This window comes from Kiritimatiellia bacterium, assembly GCA_028715905.1.
In the GTDB taxonomy this organism is placed as follows: Bacteria; Verrucomicrobiota; Kiritimatiellia; order JAAZAB01; family JAAZAB01; genus JAQUQV01.
Genome location: JAQUQV010000001.1, coordinates 78,241 through 96,899, shown reverse-complemented (window position 1 = coordinate 96,899; position 18,659 = coordinate 78,241). Strand labels below are relative to the sequence as shown.

The window sequence follows — 18,659 nt, the reverse complement described above, 5'->3', positions numbered from 1 at the left end:
GCCGGCATGAAAACAAACAGTTGCGGTTGGAAGCGGTATGCGGACGCCGACGTGTTGCGGCGTGTAACGGTTCGGTTAATCCGGGGCGAAGAAAAACAGAGAACTTTCAGACCGGCGGAAGAAGATACATTCCAAACCGGCGTTCACAATTTCTTTCCACAAATGATTTAATAGTTACCGCAAAATTTGCCCGGAAGGCATTGATGTCCTCGATTTTATCGGGGCCAAACGGCTTGCAGCCGCGTTGCGGTCTGCGCCGCTCAGGCGGGGTTGTCAAGAGCGTGGACCGTACGACTCACCCGCAGCGGGCTCGCCATCCGGTCACGCTCGACGTTGGCGAGAAAGAAAAGAAAACAGTTGACGGCATACCATATCTGGAATATGTTTTTCCATATGAAAACAACACTCAATATCAGCGACGTAACGATGCGTGAGGTTAAGCGTGAAGCCGCACGCCGCCAACAGACCATGTCCGAGATGGTCGAGGCGGCATTGCGAACGATTGTCGAACCGGAACAACGAAAGGCCAAATTGCCGCCGTTGCCGGAATTCCGCAGCGGCGGACTGAGGGTCAATGTTGCCAACCGCGATGCCCTGCACAACGTGATGGGAGGTTAACCATGTTCGTTGTGGACACCAACATCCTGATCTACGGCGCGGACATGGACTCACCAGACCACGCGCGATGCCGCGAATCACTCGAACGGTGGCGTTCGCAGACAACGCCTTGGTATGTGACGTGGGGTATCGTGTATGAGTTTCTCCGCGTGGTGACCCATTCGCGCGTTCTTAATCGTCCTTTTTCGGCATCCCATGCATGGCTTTTTCTTGATGCCCTGTTTGCCTCCCCGAGCCTGCGGATATTGGTGGAGACCGACCGGCATCGTCATGTGGCGGCTGAAGTCTTTGCCGATGTCGCCGACATTTCCGGCAATCTGGTCTTTGATGCCCACACGGCGATTCTAATGAGGGAAAACGGAATCAAAACGATCTATACGAAAGACTCGGACTTCAATCGGTTTCCGTTTCTTGACACGGTAGATCCGATTACGGACCGCCGCCGAACAACGGCATCCAGGATATTGCCGCGAAGTCGCGGAAAATCCTGAGGCCGGCGCGTTCGGTGATCGGAGGAGAGATGAGGGTCTGAAGACTAAACACAGGATTTGCTCGTGGGTACTGCTGGTGCTGGTGTTCGCAGAGTTTATCTTCATTGCCTGCAACTGGCTCGCTTACTGCCCACCTATCGCTGCTGTAAAATTCGTATTCAGCGGCGCATGGTTTAAGGAGGGATTCCATATCGGCTCTGCGGGGCTTACCTTGGATCAGCCGTCTATAGGGAAGTTTTTCCTCTGGCCCTCCGTCATGTCCTGCCTTGCCTGCACGATCGTACTCCTGTTGCGCGTTGTCGTGGATGCCCATCGCCAGGCGGCGCGGCGCTGGGTGAACATGGGCACGACGGTCCTCCTTGCGCTTGTGCTGATTGAACTCCTCGCTCCTACCTTTATTCTTATGCAATATGTGATCTCCATGGGTATGACAATCCGTCGTGTCTTGGGCCTCTGTTTGTGCTGTGGATTTTGGGTTCTGCTCCCGTCCGTCGTATTCTGGACCTGGAGGGCAGCTTCAACTCGGACGCCCTGGGGTAGCCTTCCTTTCTGGGCGTCGGTGTGCTCCCTTGTTGCCCCCACCTACTACTTGCGCTTCATATTGCATCCGTCCGCATGGCGCCACTGGGATACTATAACGACCGTCTTCGTCCTTGCATGGGTGGTACTCGTCGTTCAAGGGCTTTCCGGCATGTGGATGATGGCCCGGCAGAGAGTGGAATCGGTTGATAATAGCACCTGAAATGTCAAAAGCCGTGATGAAAAGCAAGAAAATAATGCTGGGTAAGGATGATGGGGGTATGAAATATATTCGCACCACATGGGGAAGGAAGCATTAATAACATTGGGTTGCGGGCATAGCCCGCTTTGGCCCAAGTTTCGCGCTTTTATGTATAACTCGTTGATAATCAATGAGAGATGAATAAAACCGGCCAAATCAAGGGAAAAATTCTCGCCCCGGCAAAAATGGTTGATTATGCTTCCGGCGCCATTGTCAGCCGGACGCTCGTTGACCGCAAAAGCGGCACGCTGACCCTTTTTGCGTTTGCGCGCGGGCAGGGCTTGAGCGAGCATGTCGCGCCTTATGACGCCGTGGCGCAAATCCTGGAGGGCGAAGCCCTGATCACCATCGGCGGCCGGCCGCTCAAGGTCGGACGGGGCGGGATAGTCATCATGCCCGCCAATGTGCCCCACGCGCTCAAGGCGGAGCGCCGCTTCAAGATGCTCCTGACAATGATCCGGGGGAAATAAGCGCATTTTACCCGGTTATACGCCTGCGGAGGAAAAAATTGCGGCAGTGCCGCCATCCAAAACTTTCCCGGCTGGCGATCCGCCGGTCTTATTTAAACTTCTACGCAAAAGTGTATCATGTTTAAATGGAACGGCGCTAATAGGGCAGGTTTTCAAGCGGGATATCCATGACCGGGCAGATGGTCCAGCCGGCATCGTCAAAATGCCACCATTCGGTTTCCAGCGGGATAAACCCGCATTCCGTCATCAGGGCGCGCAGCAGGGCGCGGTTGGAAACGGCCGCCGGCGGCAGGTTGGTAAAAGCGTAAGCGGCGCGCTCGGTGAAGTCATCATAACCGGAAGGCATTTCCAGCTCCCGGCCCGAATCAAGCTCAACGAGCGTTACATCCACCGCCGAGCCGCGGTTATGGCGCGATCCCTTCTTCGGGTCCGCCACGTACCTTTCGTCCGGCACGATTTCCCAGAATATTTTCTGAACGCTCAACGGCCGGTAGGCATCGTAGACTTTCAGGCCGAGCTTCCGGTTTTCCAGTTTTTTCTGGACGTTATCCAGTTTCAGGGCGGTTGTTTTGCGCAGATATGCCTTGGCGGAGGGATAAACCTGCCGGCCGGTAAAATTATTGGTGGTGGCGTAACGGATATCCAGCCGGATACGGGGGTTGACTGATGTTACCGCTACGAGGTCATGCGGAGCGTGTTCCGCGGCAAGCGCAATGACCGACAAAGCCGCAGTGAAAACAAGGATCAGCGTTTGTTTTTTCATTTTCCGCAAGCTTGACTATTTTACCGGGAAATGTCAAGAATAGGAACGGTTTTATGAAATTAACCGGTAAACCTCATGCAATAAGCCGCCGGGATTTTCTGGCTCTTTCCGCCGCCGGGACCGTTGTTTTTCTGTCCGGCTGCGCCACCAACCCGGTCAGCGGGCGCAAGCAGCTCATGTTCCTGAGCGAGTCGGGCGAAGTCCGGCTTGACCAGGAAAATTCGCCCCACCAGATTTCGGCCGATTACGGCGCGGCGCAGGACGCCGGCCTCAACCGTTATGTTGCCTCGGTCGGCAACCAGCTGGCCGCGCTTTCGCACCGCCCCGGCATGCCTTACACTTTCCGGGCGGTCAACGCGGTTTATGTCAATGCCTACGCTTTTCCCGGCGGAACGATCGCTGTCAGCCGCGGTATCCTGGCCGCTATGGAGAGCGAAGCGGAGTTGGCCGCTCTGTTGGGACATGAGATCGGGCACGTCTGTTCGCGCCACGCGGCCCAGCAATACACCACCGGCATGCTTGGCTCGGCGGCGGTCATGGCCGCAGCCCTGGTTGTTCAACAGCAGAACGAAGATTACGCCGGTCTGACTGCCGGGCTCGGCGCCATTGCCTCGGGCGCGCTTCTGGCGCGCTACAGCCGGGCGAACGAGCGCGAGGCCGACGCTTTGGCCCTGGAATACATGACCAAGGGGGGCTACAATCCGGAGGGATGCATTTTGCTCATGGATATGCTCCGGAAAATGTCCGCGGAAAAACCCGGAGCGCTGGAAATGCTTTTTGCCACGCATCCCATGAGCGAGGAGCGTTACCAGACGGCCGTGCGGGAGGTTTCTGAAAAATACCAGGCGCAGAAGAGTTATTCCCTCAACCGGGAAAGATTCCAGGAAAAAACATCGGCCCTGCGGGCCATGAAGGGCGCGCTGGAGCTGATGCAGAACGGGGAAAAGGCCGCCTCCTCCGGCAAATACGACGAAGCGGTTTCCTTATTCAAGACGGCGCTCAAGGACTTTCCCGCGGATTACGCCGGTCTGCTGATGACGGCCAAATGTCTGCTGGCCAAAAAGGACGCCGCCGAGGCCGAAAAATACGCCGCCGAGGCCAGGAGCGTTTATCCGCAGGAACCGCAGGCCTTGCACGTTCTGGGCATGGCGAAAATCCAGCTCCGCCGGTACGAGGCCGCTTACAATGATTTCAGCGCGTATGAAAACGCTCTGCCCGGCAATCCGAACACTTTTTTTTACATGGGCTATGCGCTGGAAAACATGCGCCGGCGCGACGAAGCCGCCCGGCATTACCAGGCCTATTTGCGCCAGGTAAGTGAGGGCGATAACGCAAAGCATGCCTACCGGCGGCTGGTGGAGTGGGGATATATCAAGCCGCAGGCCAGGTAACGCCAAAAATGTTGACTCTCAACATCCGGTATTTGTCCTCGGACGATAAACACCAAAGCGGGCTCTGCCCGCAACCCAATGTTATTAATGCTTCCTTCCCCATGTGGCGCTAATTTGCAGAAAAACCATCCTGCCTGCCCGCCATAGTCCGGCGCTGCTGGACGCAGGCGGGGTATCCTGTCAAAATTCTTCTGCGGATACGACTGCCGCCTCAATCAATAAAAAGAGCTTTACTGGGAAAATTGGGGTCGGAAGTGGCGTTGACGCCCAGTTTTTTAAGGCCGGCTTCGTCGCCGGGCGTCGGGATATGCGTCAGGTGCACTTCGCATCCGCGCAGGTTCGGTATCTGCTCCATCGCCATCTGCGCGGCCGGACTGCTGGCGGCGCTGATGCTCAGGGCGATTAAAGTTTCGTCCAGGTTGAGGCTCATTTTTTTCTGGCGCAGAATTGTTCCCTTGAGCGTGTTGATGGAGGCGATGATGTTCGGCGCCAGCAGGTGCAGTTTGTCCGGCAGTCCGGCCGACTGCTTGATGGCGTTCAAAACCATGCTGGCGGCGGCGTGCAAAAGCGGCGAATTTTTGCCGGTTACTATCGCGCCCCCGGGAAGTTCAATCGCCGCCCCGCAACAGATGCCGCCACTGCCCAGACTGCGTTCTTCGGCGTCCCGGGCCGCCGTCCGGGCCGGCGCGACGGTCTTTCTCGCTTCCGGCCGCAGGTTGAGTTTTTCCAGGAGCAGGGCCATGCGGTCCACGACCGCCTGTTCAATCAGCCCCATGACGTATTCACAGCGCACGCGGAAGTAACGGCGGATGATTTCCTGGAGGGCCGCCTCCCGCACGACGGCGTCGTCGGTGATGGCCAGTCCGGCGCGGTTGACGCCCATGTCCGTGGGCGAGCGGTAGATGGAATCGGAGCCTGTGATTTTGCGGAGAATGCGCTCCACCACCGAAAAGCTTTCCACGTCGCGGTTGTAGTTGACCGCGCTTTTGCCGTAAGCTTTCAGGTGAAAAGGATCAATCTGGTTGAAATCGCCGATGTCAACTGTGGCGGCTTCATAGGCGGCGTTGAGCGGATGGGAGAGCGGCAGGTTCCAGACGGGGAAAGTCTCAAACTTGGCGTAGCCGGCCGGGATGCCCCGCTGGTGCTCGTGGTAAAGTTGGGAGAGACAGGTGGCCAGCTTACCGCTGCCGGGGCCGGGGCCGGTAACCACCACCACGGGTTTCACGGTTTCAATGTAATGGTTCGCGCCGTAGCCGCTTGCGCTGACGATTTCATCCACGGCCGCGGGGTAACCCGGCAATGGCCGGTGGGTGTAAACCCGCACTCCCCGCCGTTCCAGCCGGTTTAGAAAAGTGCGCACCGAGGGCTGGTTGTCAAAACGGGTGATCACCACCGCGCCGACCTCCAGTCCCCAGTCTTTAAGGTCGTCAATCAGTTTGAGCGCGTCGGCGTCGTAGGTTATGCCGAAATCTCCGCGCAGTTTGCGGCGCTCAATATCGCCGGCATAAATGCAGAGGATGATGTCAATGCGCTCCTTCAGGCGCTGGAGCAGTTTGATTTTTACGTTCGGGTCGTAGCCGGGCAAAACCCGGGCGGCGTGATAGTCAAAAAGCAGTTTGCCGCCGAACTCCAGGTAAAGCTTGCGGCCGAAGCGTTCGGCGCGGGCCAATATTTCCCGCGCCTGTTCGGCGAGATATTTCTCGTTGTCAAAACCGGCCGTTTTCATGGCTGTTGGTGTGTGCCCATGCGTTTGTTTTTGGCAGAAATCCGCGGGCTTGTCAACTTTTCTGTTGCCGGCCGCCCTCCGCCCTGAAAAAAAACAGATTTGCATTGCGCGCTGCCCGGAATTCCATAGAATAGCGCCTTTGACATAGAGGCGGCCGCCATAAAAACGAGGGGAGGAACAGCATGAAATTCAACGGCGCAAAGTTTATTGAACAACAAACCGCGGAACTCCGGGAAACGGTCGGTTCGGGCACGGCCATCAACGCTTTGAGCGGCGGCGTGGACAGCTCCGTCTGCACCGCGCTCGGCCACCGGGCGCTGGGCAAACGGCTCAAAACCGTTTTCATTGACAACGCCCTGATGCGCGCGGGCGAGCCGGAACGGGTGGCGGCCATCTTCCGCAAGATGAGTATCCCGGTGGAACTGGTGGACGCGCGGAAGGAATTTCTCAACGCCCTGAAAGGCGTGAGCGATCCGGAGGAGAAACGCCATGCCATCACCGCCACTTTTTATAAAAAAGTATTCGGCCGCCTGGTGCGCCGGACCGGGGCGAAATTTCTCATCCACGGCACGATTTTAACCGACATTGAGGAAACCGTGGCCGGCATCAAGCGCCAGCACAACATCCTTGCCCAGCTCGGCATCAACCCGGAAAAGGAATACGGATACCAGGTTCTTGAGCCGCTCAAGACCCTGCGCAAGGACGGCGTGCGCGCCGTGGCCGCCGCCCTTGGGCTTCCCGCCGAAATCACGAAACGGATTCCGTTCCCGGGCCCGGCCCTGGCCGCGCGCATTGTCGGGGAAGTGACGGAGGAAAAACTGCGCTTAATCCGCGCCGCGACCGCGATCGTTGAGGAGGAGCTGAAAACAAGCGGCGCTTTTCAATACCTGGCGGTTCTGCTGAACGATTGTGCCACCGGCATCCGCAACAACAAGCGCGAGTTCGGGCGGATAATCGTCGTGCGCTGTATCAACAGCGTGGACGCGCGCGAGGCGGCCGCCACCGCCCTGCCCTGGAAAAAACTGGAAAAAATCTGCCGCCGGATCACGTCCATTCCCGGCGTAAACCGCTGTCTTTACGACCTTACCCCGAAACCGCCCGCCACGGTTGAATACGTATAGGCCTGCCTGCGTCCGGCAGTGCCGGACTGCGGCGGGCAGACTTTTGCTGAGAAGCTTGCCAGGGCGTTTTCAATATTAACGGCGAATCGTCAGCGGCAAGTATTTCTCATTTATGGACATATTATTTTCTTGCGTCAGGGAAGAATAAAGCAATAATTTAATAAGAACGGTTATTTAGTTATAACTAAACTGGTTGACTTATTGCATTGATGAATTCATACACGTATTTGCAGCTGCGCGAGGTGTTTCATGTTGAATTTCTGCGCTGGCTTGGCCGGAGGCTCAAGGCCGAAGCTTACGTCTTAAAGGGCGGCGCAAACCTGCGGTTTTTTTTTAAAAGTTTCCGGTATTCCGAAGATATGGACATTGACGCGCGCGGGATCGGGGTCGTGGATCTCCGGGCAACCGTGATGAAAATACTCGCCACCGGTGCTTTTCGGGATAATCTTAAACCTTTCGGCATAGCCGCCATAGCACCGCCTGACATCGCCAAAGCCAAACAGACCGAAACAACCCAGCGTTTCAAAATCCATCTGATTCTGCATTCCGGCGAAGATCTCTTCACCAAAATAGAATTTTCCCGCCGGGGATTCGCTGGGAACACACTGGTTGAAGCCATTGATAACGCGGTTCTCAGGACATATAAACTTGCGCCCGTTTTGATCCCCCATTATGACGTTTCTGCCGCCGTCAGACAGAAAATACGCGCCTTGGCCGGCAGAGCCGCAGTCCAAGCCAGGGATATTTTTGATTTATATCTCCTGAGTTCTCAATATTCCGCCGGCGGCAGGCCTATCCAGGATTCTGACGCCGTATATTCAAAGGCTTGCGAGCGTATTTTTGAAGTGGAATTCGGGAAATTCAGGGACACGGTCGTTGCCTATCTCTCCGCCGATGACCAGGCCGCCTACGGCCAGGCACAAGTGTGGGAGGAAATCTGTCTGAAAACCGCCGATTTTATAGAGGAGCTTCGGAAAAGCCATGCGTAGAATATCCGTTCTTGCAGCCATTCGGAAACTCGGCCGGCGCGTGTTCTGCACGCGCGAGATTTCCATGAGCTCGGGAAAGTCGTTATCGGCTGTAACCCAGGCGCTCAATAACCTGGTCAGAGAAGGCCTGGCGATAAAAATTTACCGGGGCGTATGGGCGCTTGAAAACGACGAGCCGTTGAGCGCCTGCGCAGTTGTGCCGTATCTGTTTCCTTGGGAGCGGGTTTACGTCTCATTCATCAGCGCGCTCCATTTGCACGGCATGATCGAGCAAATTCCACAAATAATAACTCTCGCTTCAACTTCGCACTCAAAAATAATCCGCACCAAGCTCGGAGTTTTCCAGACTTATCATATCAGTCCCTCTTTTTTTGCCGGATTCGGGTGGTATAAGAACAGCAACCTGTCCGGCAGCGGCCAGGGTTTCCTGATTGCCGAACCTGAGAAGGCGTTGGCGGACAGCCTTTATCTTTCGGCTTATAAGCAAAAACGTTTTCGGGATTTTCCGGAAATTTATTTCCCGCGTTCTTTCAGCTTTAAACGTGCCCGGTCCTGGGCCGATAAAATCAACAGCAAGCCCGCGCGAATCCATGCGCGGAAAGTTCTTGAAGAAATCCGTCTTTCGGCAAATCAACAAAAATAAGGGATCCAACCAGTTTTACCCGGCCATTTCCCGGGCCAGTTTGAGCAGACGTTTCACCTTGGGTAGCCAGTCCGCGCTGCCCAGGTGGAATGTGATGAGGTAAGGTCCGCAGGAAGCGATTTTGCGGTATAAATTTTCAAGCTCTTCGGCCGTCAAATCGCGCATTTCCCATGACTGAATTCGGCTCATGAACGGGCAGGGGTATTTTTTCTTCAGCAGTTCCGGAGTCAGATACTGGTCGGCGGAGGGGTCGTAATGACTGATGTTCAATTCGCGCAGGAAGGGCAGGTGTTTTTCGCGCAGCAGTTCGCTGTGCAGATTCCTTTCGGTTGCGTTTAATCCTTCATAAACACGGTTCCAGTAGGGAACGACGAATTCGCCGAAAATTGCCGGCGGCAGCATGCCGGCAAAATCGTCGGGGATGCCGCGCGGTCCCGGTTCAGCCGGGGTATTGCCGTGGAAATGGCGGTGCAAAGCCGCAACGTAATTGAGCGCGCTTTCCGTGCAGAATTTTAACAGGCGATGGGCGCGGTCTGGATCGTCATAGGGCAGGGTCAGGAAATCCTGCCCCATCAGCAGGACGGCGGTGGTGACCGGACCTTCCAGGGAGTGGCCGATAAAATGCGGCACGGCATCACTGCGTCGTTGCATCAGTTTTGCGCAGGTATCCAAGCGCTGTTGAATGAGGGGCGCGGCCAGATAATTTGCCGGCTCCTTCAGCTTGTCAATTTCCTCCGGCGCGCGAATCAACGGGAAAACATTCGGTTCGCCGTCTTCGGGAAATTCTATCGGCGCCCCAAGCGCGGCAACGTGCGGATAACCAAAGCCGGCCAGGCGCGGCCTGGGGACTGCCACGCCGAGTTCTTCCGCCAGTGGCTTTATCGCGTCATAGACCTTCAGAATCGCCTCAACGTCAAAATGCGTGCTTTTGAGCGGAACGCCTGCGTTTTCGGCCATGAAAGACTCGCTGAAACTGAATGCATACGGCTGGGGCATGATTTTATTCCTCCTCAAGGTTAATATTTTGCAACCAATTTCCTTAATTTTGCGCGAACATAACCGGCGATTTTATTTTTTTGAAGTTACCGGAGTGTTTTTTATTATTTTACCGTTCTTCATCACCAGAAAAATATTTTCCCGGGAGGAGAGGAGCGTGATGTCCCGGAGCGGATTGCCGCGCGCCGCCAGGAGACAGGCTTTTTTGCCGGTTTCCAGGGTGCCGGTCGTGTTCAGGATGCCGAGCGCATCCGCCGTGTTGCGTGTGGCTGCCGTGATGGCTTCCAGGGGGGAAAGACCGCAATTTACCAACTCGGACATCTCGTGCATGATTGCCCCGGGACCGCCGTCGGTTCCGGCGGCAATGCGGATGCCCATTTTATGGGCCTTGGCAACACCGGCGCGATGGATCGGGCAGGCCTTTTCCATGCGTACGGCCATGTAGGACGGCATGTTCCTGTTGCTCCAGATCTGTTTGCTCGTGATGTGGAGGGTGGGCATATACCACAATTTTTTTTCCGCGATGCCTTCAAGTGCGGCCTCGTCAATCAACGCGCCGTGGAGGATCACATCGCAGCCGGCGGCGATGGCGTTTCCCAGTCCGGGCTGGGCGTGGGCGTGGACGTGGACGCGTTTCTCCCTGGAATGAGCCTGCTCAACGAGCGCCCGCAGTTCCTCCGGCGTGTAGTCCTCATGGGTCAGTTTTTCATGTTCATGCTGGAAGCCGCCGGAGGCGCAGGTCTTGATCCAGTCGGCGCCGGCGGCGATCATTTCTCTTACGGCCTTGCGGATTTCCCAGGGACCGTCGGCGCTGCGGCCTCGCACATGGCCGCCGGCGGGGGTGATAGCGGCGCCTACCAGCAGATCGGCGCAGCCTTCAATGCCGTCGGATTGAATTATGTCCCTTAAAATAATGCTCTCAAGCGATCCGGCCGCGTGCCCCACGGTTCCGGTGCCCCATTGAAGGCATTGCTGCAGTCTGCCCGCCGCCTGTAGATTGGCCTTGAGATGGCCGAGGTGGTCAAGTTGTCCTGGCTCCCTGCTGACGTGCATGTGGCCGTCAATAAACAGCGGGAGCAAAACGCCGCCCAGTAAGTCTATTATTTCACAGTTTTCCGGAATTTGTATTTCCGCCGTTGTCCCCACGGCCGCGATGGTTGAATCGGCCGTGATCAGCGCGCCTTGCTCAATCGGAGGCCGTCCCGTGCCGTCAATAATCATTCCGTTTATCAGGGCTGTTTTTTTCATGAGTTAATATTTTGCAAATTCCCGCCAGGCGTCAATGAGCGCCAGATCACATCTCCAGCGGCACGCGGTCGGGCTCCTGGAAATCCCAGGCTTTCAGCATTCTTGTTTTTGAATTCATTTATAATCCCAGACTCAATGTTCTGTTGATGTTCTGCCAGGTTATTTTTTCAAACGTTTTCCCCGAAATTTTGCCTTCCTTCAGTGAATTCCGCAGGAATTCGGCGTGGCGGTGATTGTTTTTCGGCGAGCAGATATCGGTGCCGAACAGGAGCCGGTCCTGGTATTTTTCCATGAATTGAAATCCGGACTCCGGGTCGCGCGTCAGGGCGTTGTATCTGCTCCCGGCGGAAATGTCGCCGTAAAGGTTCGGGTAATTGTCCAGCAGACGCGGCACGGCGCCGCCCGGAATGATTTTGCCGGGCGGATAAGTGTTCCGGTTCTTTTCCGTCACATCCGCGCTGATTTCGGCCCAGAAGGGCTGGGAATGGCCGATGAAAACAAGTTTCGGGAACAATTGCAGGCATTTTTCCAGCCGGGGCAGGCCGAGGTCGTCTATCAGTCCGTAACAGCCGCCGGCCTTCGGGCCAATATGGAATAAAACCGGCATTTCGCATGCTTCACAATATTTAAAGAGATTGAGCGCCAAAGGATCGTCAAAAGGGATGTTGGCGCAGAGTTCTCCCACTCCCTTGCAGCCGCGCTCCTTGTAGTAAAGCAACGGCCGTGAAAAATCCGCTTCCGGGGAGTTGGTTTCCGAACGCGGATCAAGATTGCAGAACGGAATGAAGCGGTCGGGATATTTTGCCGCAATTTCCAGTATGTCTTCGGGCGTGGTTATTTGATGCCGGCATTCGGGGCTTACGCCGGGCAGTAAAACTCCCTTGTCCACGCCGGTTCTATCCATCATGGCGATCAGCTCTTCCGGGGTGGTGTAGTTGTCGCCCGCGGCATTGCGCGGCAGTCCGTCCTTGATTCTGGCGTGCAGATGGCAGTCAATGAACATGTTTTATTCCTCCTTCTTGTTATGTCTTGATGGCGGCCGGCCGCCTCAAATCCGCCGCCGGCGGAATTCCGAGGGCGAGCAGCCGGCCATTTTGTGAAACCAGCGCGAAAAATAGGCGTTGTCCTCAAAACCGGCGCGGGTGGCGATTTGGGCGAGGGAATCGTCCGCAAAGCGCAATTGCCGGCATAACTCTCCAAAACGTTTGCGCTCCCAGAATTTATGGGGCGGCATGTGGAAACATTTTTTAAAAAGCCGGTTCATCTGGCTCACGCTCAGCCCGCAGAGGCGCGCTGTTTCCGTTGCCCGGAAAGTCGCGCAGTCCGGCGCGCTCAGGCGGCGGCAGGCGTTCGTCAGCCGCGCGTCAATCACGGCGCGCTCTTTTTCGCGCAAGGGCGCGCCGGTTAAATGACGCAAAACGATTTCATGCGCCGATGCTGCCAGCGGCAGGCGCCCCGGCGTATTTTTTTCGCGGAGATTTTCCATGCGGCGCAGGATTTTAAGGACGTCTTTAAAATATTCCGGCCGGAAAACGAGGGGCAAAACGGCGCGCTCCTCCAGCGCCTCGCCGCCGGCGAGTTTGACCCGGTAATGGATGTTGAGCATTTCAAAGGGCGCGTTGATCTTGAAATAAAAGCGCACGAAAGGCGGCACGGCGATCACCGTGCCGGGCCGCAGGCGGTATTTTTTGTCTTCAATAAAAACCGTTCCGCTCCCGCGCGCAATGTGCATCAGGTGGCAATCGTCGTTGGCCTGAATGCGCCCGATGCCCTTTGCCTCGGCGTGAAATACCGGGCAGAAGGCAACGAACTGAAACGCATGGCCGGCCAGGATTTCAAAATTCATTTGTGTCAATAGTCGCATATTGCGCGGAAAAGTAAATGGATAATCCGCGCAAATAATTGGACAATCCGCGCATGTGAAAAGCGGGCCCGGCGCTCGGCGGCCGGCATGATGCGGGGAAATTGCTTGCTTCCTTTTAATTGATTTGCTTTTATCTGCGGCATGGCGACTGTGTTTTAACCTTGGGTTTTTCACGGAGGAAAAAATCATGTCTGCGAAAATAATAGACGGCCGCCGGATGGCGGACGATATCCGCGCCGAGTTGAAGCGCGAGATTTCAACGCTGAAAGCCGGGGGCATCGCGCCGGGGCTCGGCGTTATCCTCGTGGGCGACAATCCCGCTTCCAAATCCTATGTTACCGCCAAAGAAAAGGCCTGCGCGGAAACCGGCATTTATTCCGACGACAACCGCCTGCCCGCCTCCGTCACCCGGTGCGCGCTCCTGGACCTGATAAGACGCATGAATGCCGATCCCAAAATCCACGGGATTCTTGTCCAACTGCCCCTGCCGGACCATTTGGACGAAAAGGAAGTTCTTCTGGCAATCAATCCGGAGAAGGACGTTGACGGGTTTCATCCCATGAATGTCGGGCGGATGATGCTCGGGCAGAAGACCTTCTTGCCTTGCACGCCCCACGGCGTCGTGCAAATGCTGACGCGCTCGGGCGTGCCCCTGAAAGGCGCCCACGTCGTCATCGTCGGCCGCAGTAACATTGTCGGCAAACCGCTCGCCAACATGCTCATTCAGAAAAACGAGACGGCGAACGCCACGGTAACAATCTGCCACACGGGCACAAAGGACATCGGATATTTTACCCGCCAGGCGGATGTGGTCGTGGCCGCGGCCGGGCGGCCGAACACCATCACGGCCGGCATGGTCCGGGAGGGCGCGGTGGTGATTGACGTGGGCGTCAACCGCGTGAAGGACGCGGACAAAAAATCAGGCTTTCGGCTGGCTGGCGACGTTGATTTTGAGGGCGTCAGGGACAAGGCCGCCATGATCACCCCGGTGCCGGGCGGGGTGGGGCCGATGACAATTACCATGCTGCTTTACAACACGGTGGAGTCAGCCCGCCGGTTTCAGGCGGAACATTCCGAAGCAAATTAAAGCAACACCTCGCTTATGCGGGTGGATATTTATTTGCAGGCATGGCATGCGGGCGGAAAGCGCCAGGCGGTGGCGCGCTTTCATTATTTGCACCCGCGGCCCTGGAGGCCTTATAAATTATGGTGAAAACATGTTGACTTTTCCTCCGGATCGTTTAAATTTAAATTAATTAAGTCTGGATTTTTAGCAACCATAACAGGAGGCAGCAATGAAACAAGTCTGGCGCAGAATTCACGGGAAAGCTTTTACCCTTGTGGAACTACTTGTCGTGGTCGCGATTATCGCGCTCCTGGCGGCGTTGCTCCTGCCCAACCTCGGAAAAGTCCGTGAAAACGCGCGGCGCGTCAATTGTCTTTCTAACATGAACGGCATTTATAAGGCCTGTGCGGCCTGGGGGCTTGATCCCCGCGATTCGTTCCGGCCCGCTTTCCCCGCCGGCTATATAGTCGGAACAAACGGCGCCCTGGTAAAAGACAAAAGTCTTTCCCCGGGAATTTTTATCTGTCCTTCGGCCGCGGGAGCCAGCAAGGGGGAAATGCATAGGGTGGCTGACAATCTGGAAGCCATGACCACCAACAACACCAGTTACCATTATATATCCGGCCGCAAGGATGTGGATGGCAATTATGTGTTACTGTGCGATATTAACGGCGACCGTCCCGTATTTCCCGATATCAAGAATAACTGGGGCGGAAATCATGACAGCATGGGCGGCAATTTCGTGCGTTGTTCCGGTTCGGGCATGTGGGTGGATTCAACCAACAATCCCGATATGACCACCAATAACATGCTGGTGCCCTCGCTCACCAACGCTTTCAATCTGTATGGCGATCGCAAAGTCAATCCCTGCACGAACTGGAATGCCTGTCAATAAAAACGCCAGGGCGGGTTTGTAGCCATATATGGTCTTGCTGATGCGCCGCACACACGGGACGGGCGCCGTTTGGATCGCCGGCGGGGACGCTTGCAAAGCGCAAAACTGACCGTGGCGGCCTGGGTTTGCCTTGGGTTAGAGCGCGCGGGCCCCGCGTAATTTCTGTGCAAAGCCTTCTTCATTTCTTGTTTTATCCTTTCCGTCTCCCGGAACAAATCTTGGCTATCCCGCGTCTAACCAAATAGAATGCGATTATGGAAAACGACATTTCGCGGGAAATGATCATAAAGGCGAAAGAGGGCGATATGGCGGCCTTTGAGGAAATATACCGCCTGACAAGCGGATTTGTCTTTAACACGGCTTTGAGGATTGTGCGCCATTATGCCGATGCCGAAGAAATAGCCCAGGAAGCGTTCGTGAAAATGCATAAGAACCTGGGCCAATTTGCGTTTCAATCCTCATTGAAAACCTGGCTTTACCGCATCACGGTCAATGCCGCCATCAGCCGCTGCCGGAAAAGCTCCGGCGAGGCGCACGCCTTCGCCGGGTACAGGAATCATCTTGCGGCCGAGCCGGCTTCCGCGCCGTTCCCCGATCCGGTCGCTAAAAAGGACAACGAAACCCTGGCGGCCTATTTCCTTTCCAAACTGGACCCGGAACAGAGAGCCTGTGTCGTTTTGCGCGAGATGGAGGGGCTGGCTTACAACGAAATTGCCGAAATTCTCGGCATCCCGATCAACACCGTGCGTTCGCGTCTGTTTCGCGCGCGGGAAACGTTGCTGGAACTGGCAAAAAAGGAGCCGTTGGTATGAACGCGCAAAAGGACGGAATTGACTGCAAACGGATTTCAGCGCTGCTCAAAAACTCTTATCCGGACGACGGACTTGACGAAGCGACGCGGCAACAGGTCCGGCAGCATATGGCAGAATGTCCCGCCTGCCGGCAAGCCGGGGAAACTCTTGCGGCGATTTCATGCGCTTTGCGCAACGCGCCCCGGGTTAATCCGCCGGAAAGCCTGTGGCTGCGCATTCGAGAAAATATCCGGCCGGCGAGCGTTCCATGCCTGAATCCGTCCGGAAATTTTTCCGCGGCGCGTTTCAGGTTTTTCTCGCCCCGCAAAAGCGCGTTTGCTTTTGCGGCGGCGGCCGCGGCGCTGGTTATCGCCGCCGTCGGTTTTTATTTCCACAGCCCGTGCCTGGATAACGGCGGACCTGCACCGTCGCTGACCTCGCTGGCCGGCAACGGCGAACTGCGCGCGCCGGATGTTGATTTCGGGAGCGATATTGAAAAATATTTTCTTTGACGCGGCCGCGGCGGATTTCCGCGGGAACTTTTGCCGGCGGAACGGCGTCAGAGGATGTGAGAGGAGAAAGCGCCATGAAAAAAACAGCGCAAACAATTCCGTGCATGTTTTTGCTCTCGGCCATTATGCTTATGCCCGTTTTTGCGGGGGATCAAGGCGAGGTTGCCAGGCCGGCGGGGAACGATGACGAGCGCCGTGATGCGGCCATGGCCCGGCTGGAATTAAGCGCCGGGCAAAAGGAAAAAATAGATGCCCTGCGCCAGAGCCAGCGCGGGCAGATGCAGGCCCTCATGCAGGCGTTGCGGGAAAAAAACCGGCAGATCCGGGACAAATTGAACGATCCTGCCGTAACCCGCGAGACCATTGCCCCGCTCGCCGCGGAAATCAAGGAAATTCACTCCAAAATGGTGGATCTGCGGATCAATAATATTTTCGCCATCAAGGAAATACTCAACGCCGAACAGATTCGCAAACTGCAGGAATTCAAACGGCAAAGAAACGGACCGGAAGGCGCTTGCCGTCCGTTCTGGGGCGGAAAAAAGCGCGGGAACAGGGAAAATGACATAAAGGAGGATTAACGCGATGAAAACAATGAAAACCATAATGATACTTGGCGCGGCCATAAGCGTCATGGCGTTCTTTGCCGGCGAGGCATTGGCGGGGAATGACGCCGCCAAGTCGGCCGTCAAATCACACCACGCCCAGCAGAAGCAGGAGCGCAAGGCTCATTTTCAACAGCAGAAACAGGAAAACAAGGAATTCAGGCAGAGTATTAAGGACGTGAAGGGAACTGAAAAAACCGATGCCGTTGTCGCGCACCGGGAAACCCAGTATCAGGAAAACAGGGCGTTTGTCCAGAAACAGCACGATGAAAACATGGCGTTTCTGCAGGAAAGGCTGGTGAAAAACACCAAAATGAGCGACGCCCAGAAATCGGAAATAGCCTCCTTCTTTGAATCGCAATATAACGAAAACGTGTCTTTCCGCGACACGCAGCACGGCGAAAACGTGGCTTATTTCACATCGGTAGCCAATGATGCTTCCCTGAGCCTTGCGCAGAAAAAAACCAAGCTCAAGGAATATTTTGCCGCGCAAAAGGCGGAAACCAAAACGCACATCCAGGAGCAGAAGGCCGAGCGCCAGGCAGAACGGGAAAAGGCAAAGGGAAACAACTGACCTGGGATTTACGCGGGGGTGGAGCGCTCGTCGTCCCGGCGCCGATATTGCCATGAAGGCATGGCCGGAAGCTGTTCATCTTTTTGTGCACACGTATGACGTCTGAAATCCCTTCCCGTATCTTGCCGCGTCAATATGGAATCCGCTGCGCGTGATGATCCCTTCCATAATCCAGTCGTAAGTGCTGAACTCTTCCCGGGCATGAACAACCGCTTCTTTCGCCAGGCGCGGCCCGGCCGCGGCCGCGGTGTTCCTGATCCATGCGTCTATCTTCCGGTTCAGATTTGTTCCTTTTGAAGGGAAAACGATGTCAAACAGGAATAACCTGCCGCCGGGCTTGAGCATCCCGCGGCAGCGGGTGAGCGCCGCCGCCTTCCAGAAATCGGGGAGATGGTGAAGCGCGGCGACGCACACGGCCGCGTCGGCCGGTTCGGCGCGATGTTCGTAGGAAAGCAGGCCGCCCCGGCAGAACACAATATTTGACAATCCTTCCTTGGCGGCCTGCCGGCGGCAGCAAGCAAGCATGGCGGCGGATATATCCACGGCGTAAACAGTGCGGCATTTTTTGGAGGCATGCAGGGCAAAGGCGCCAGTGCCCGCTCCGAGATCAATCACCGTGCTGTTGGATCCGAGCGCCAGGCGCCGAATAATCTCATCCGCTGACTTGGCGTAATTCCGAAACTTTTTGTGCATGCGGTCGTATGCGGCCGCCGCGTCTTTCCGGGAATAATCCACTCCGGGAAACTTCAGCTCGTTGTATTGCCATTTTGGAACGGTGGACATTTAACAACTCTTTTGGATTTTAATTCCAACTTCTCATACGCGGCCTTTAGGACGTTGCCTGCAGGAGTTGGTTTGATCCGGTCATTGCATGTGAATTCCAAGGAAATGCTGGACGCCTGTCATGATCATTTGGGCGGCGAGTGCCGCCAGGATTAAGCCGGTCAGTTTGCTGAGGATTGAAATGCCTCGCACCCCCAGAATGCGTTGAAGAACCGAGCCGGCAAGCAAGATTGCCGCCACACACGTGACGGCGAGAAGAAGGGCCACAAATCCGACGGTTTTTCCGTTGAGGGTGGTTGTTTCCGCTCCCATCACAAGCAGCGTGCCGATCGTGG

Annotated in this window: 21 protein-coding genes; 13 read left to right on the top strand and 8 right to left on the bottom strand. The window is 56.0% G+C overall.

Annotated features, from left to right (window positions below; translation table 11 throughout):
• The first annotated feature begins 393 nt into the window (after nucleotides 1-393).
• The 3 genes from PHP98_00415 to PHP98_00405 all read left to right on the top strand — a co-directional run bounded on the left by PHP98_00415 (nucleotide 394) and on the right by PHP98_00405 (nucleotide 2,360).
• Nucleotides 394-618 (top strand): hypothetical protein, encoded by a 225-nt coding sequence (locus PHP98_00415; protein ID MDD5482103.1) that lies wholly within the window; start codon nucleotides 394-396, stop codon nucleotides 616-618.
• 2 nt (nucleotides 619-620) lie between these two features.
• The gene (locus PHP98_00410) at nucleotides 621-1,109 is read left to right on the top strand and encodes a PIN domain-containing protein (GenBank protein MDD5482102.1); all 489 of its coding nucleotides are present in this window, start codon (nucleotides 621-623) and stop codon (nucleotides 1,107-1,109) included.
• A 918-nt stretch (nucleotides 1,110-2,027) separates the two neighbouring features.
• Nucleotides 2,028-2,360, top strand: coding sequence for a cupin domain-containing protein (locus tag PHP98_00405; GenBank protein ID MDD5482101.1), 333 nt, complete (start codon nucleotides 2,028-2,030; stop codon nucleotides 2,358-2,360).
• Between the two features lie 136 nt (nucleotides 2,361-2,496).
• Here PHP98_00405 and PHP98_00400 read toward each other — a convergent pair whose 3' ends face one another.
• Nucleotides 2,497-3,123, bottom strand: a complete 627-nt coding sequence (locus tag PHP98_00400) for a M15 family metallopeptidase (GenBank protein MDD5482100.1) — start codon at nucleotides 3,121-3,123, stop codon at nucleotides 2,497-2,499.
• A gap of 53 nt (nucleotides 3,124-3,176) precedes the next feature.
• On the opposite strand from PHP98_00400, the gene PHP98_00395 reads away from it, so the two are divergent.
• Nucleotides 3,177-4,514: a M48 family metalloprotease gene (locus tag PHP98_00395; protein MDD5482099.1), complete on the top strand. Its 1,338-nt coding sequence runs from the start codon at nucleotides 3,177-3,179 to the stop codon at nucleotides 4,512-4,514.
• Nucleotides 4,515-4,725: 211 nt separating this feature from the next.
• Here the strand turns inward: PHP98_00395 and PHP98_00390 are convergent, their stop codons facing one another.
• The gene (locus PHP98_00390; protein ID MDD5482098.1) at nucleotides 4,726-6,240 is read right to left on the bottom strand and encodes a DUF1846 domain-containing protein; all 1,515 of its coding nucleotides are present in this window, start codon (nucleotides 6,238-6,240) and stop codon (nucleotides 4,726-4,728) included.
• A 182-nt stretch (nucleotides 6,241-6,422) separates the two neighbouring features.
• Here PHP98_00390 and PHP98_00385 point away from each other — a divergent pair, with 182 nt between their 5' ends.
• The 3 genes from PHP98_00385 to PHP98_00375 all read left to right on the top strand — a co-directional run bounded on the left by PHP98_00385 (nucleotide 6,423) and on the right by PHP98_00375 (nucleotide 8,993).
• Entirely contained in the window at nucleotides 6,423-7,361 is a 939-nt protein-coding gene (locus tag PHP98_00385) for an ExsB family transcriptional regulator (GenBank protein ID MDD5482097.1), read from the top strand.
• A 209-nt stretch (nucleotides 7,362-7,570) separates the two neighbouring features.
• On the top strand, nucleotides 7,571-8,350 hold the full coding sequence (locus PHP98_00380; protein MDD5482096.1) for a nucleotidyl transferase AbiEii/AbiGii toxin family protein: 780 nt from the start codon (nucleotides 7,571-7,573) through the stop codon (nucleotides 8,348-8,350).
• Entirely contained in the window at nucleotides 8,343-8,993 is a 651-nt protein-coding gene (locus PHP98_00375) for a hypothetical protein (protein ID MDD5482095.1), read from the top strand. Before PHP98_00380 ends, PHP98_00375 begins: the two co-directional genes overlap by 8 nt.
• A 15-nt stretch (nucleotides 8,994-9,008) precedes the next feature.
• Here the strand turns inward: PHP98_00375 and PHP98_00370 are convergent, their stop codons facing one another.
• The 4 genes from PHP98_00370 to PHP98_00355 form a co-directional block, all read right to left on the bottom strand.
• The gene (locus PHP98_00370) at nucleotides 9,009-9,989 is read right to left on the bottom strand and encodes a uroporphyrinogen decarboxylase family protein (GenBank protein MDD5482094.1); all 981 of its coding nucleotides are present in this window, start codon (nucleotides 9,987-9,989) and stop codon (nucleotides 9,009-9,011) included.
• A gap of 72 nt (nucleotides 9,990-10,061) precedes the next feature.
• The gene (locus PHP98_00365; protein MDD5482093.1) at nucleotides 10,062-11,237 is read right to left on the bottom strand and encodes an amidohydrolase family protein; all 1,176 of its coding nucleotides are present in this window, start codon (nucleotides 11,235-11,237) and stop codon (nucleotides 10,062-10,064) included.
• 118 nt (nucleotides 11,238-11,355) lie between these two features.
• Nucleotides 11,356-12,240: an amidohydrolase family protein gene (locus tag PHP98_00360; protein ID MDD5482092.1), complete on the bottom strand. Its 885-nt coding sequence runs from the start codon at nucleotides 12,238-12,240 to the stop codon at nucleotides 11,356-11,358.
• Between the two features lie 45 nt (nucleotides 12,241-12,285).
• Nucleotides 12,286-13,083, bottom strand: a complete 798-nt coding sequence (locus PHP98_00355; GenBank protein ID MDD5482091.1) for an AraC family transcriptional regulator — start codon at nucleotides 13,081-13,083, stop codon at nucleotides 12,286-12,288.
• A 205-nt stretch (nucleotides 13,084-13,288) separates the two neighbouring features.
• Here PHP98_00355 and folD point away from each other — a divergent pair, with 205 nt between their 5' ends.
• The 6 genes from folD (at nucleotide 13,289) to PHP98_00325 (ending at nucleotide 17,541) form a co-directional block, all read left to right on the top strand.
• Nucleotides 13,289-14,188 (top strand): bifunctional methylenetetrahydrofolate dehydrogenase/methenyltetrahydrofolate cyclohydrolase FolD, encoded by a 900-nt coding sequence (gene folD, locus PHP98_00350; GenBank protein MDD5482090.1) that lies wholly within the window; start codon nucleotides 13,289-13,291, stop codon nucleotides 14,186-14,188.
• Nucleotides 14,189-14,396: 208 nt separating this feature from the next.
• Nucleotides 14,397-15,062, top strand: a complete 666-nt coding sequence (locus tag PHP98_00345) for a prepilin-type N-terminal cleavage/methylation domain-containing protein (protein MDD5482089.1) — start codon at nucleotides 14,397-14,399, stop codon at nucleotides 15,060-15,062.
• A gap of 254 nt (nucleotides 15,063-15,316) precedes the next feature.
• Nucleotides 15,317-15,874 (top strand): RNA polymerase sigma factor, encoded by a 558-nt coding sequence (locus PHP98_00340; GenBank protein MDD5482088.1) that lies wholly within the window; start codon nucleotides 15,317-15,319, stop codon nucleotides 15,872-15,874.
• Nucleotides 15,871-16,365 carry an anti-sigma factor gene (locus PHP98_00335; GenBank protein MDD5482087.1) on the top strand — a complete coding sequence of 165 codons (495 nt, stop codon included), beginning with the start codon at nucleotides 15,871-15,873 and terminating at the stop codon, nucleotides 16,363-16,365. Before PHP98_00340 ends, PHP98_00335 begins: the two co-directional genes overlap by 4 nt.
• Nucleotides 16,366-16,439: 74 nt before the next feature.
• Nucleotides 16,440-16,943, top strand: coding sequence for a periplasmic heavy metal sensor (locus PHP98_00330; GenBank protein ID MDD5482086.1), 504 nt, complete (start codon nucleotides 16,440-16,442; stop codon nucleotides 16,941-16,943).
• Between the two features lie 4 nt (nucleotides 16,944-16,947).
• The gene (locus tag PHP98_00325) at nucleotides 16,948-17,541 is read left to right on the top strand and encodes a hypothetical protein (protein ID MDD5482085.1); all 594 of its coding nucleotides are present in this window, start codon (nucleotides 16,948-16,950) and stop codon (nucleotides 17,539-17,541) included.
• A 75-nt stretch (nucleotides 17,542-17,616) separates the two neighbouring features.
• Here the strand turns inward: PHP98_00325 and PHP98_00320 are convergent, their stop codons facing one another.
• Together PHP98_00320 and PHP98_00315 are read right to left on the bottom strand one after the other, a co-directional pair.
• On the bottom strand, nucleotides 17,617-18,324 hold the full coding sequence (locus tag PHP98_00320; protein ID MDD5482084.1) for a class I SAM-dependent methyltransferase: 708 nt from the start codon (nucleotides 18,322-18,324) through the stop codon (nucleotides 17,617-17,619).
• Between the two features lie 81 nt (nucleotides 18,325-18,405).
• Nucleotides 18,406-18,659 (bottom strand): MarC family protein (locus tag PHP98_00315; GenBank protein ID MDD5482083.1); only part of this gene is annotated, 254 nt, incomplete at its 5' end.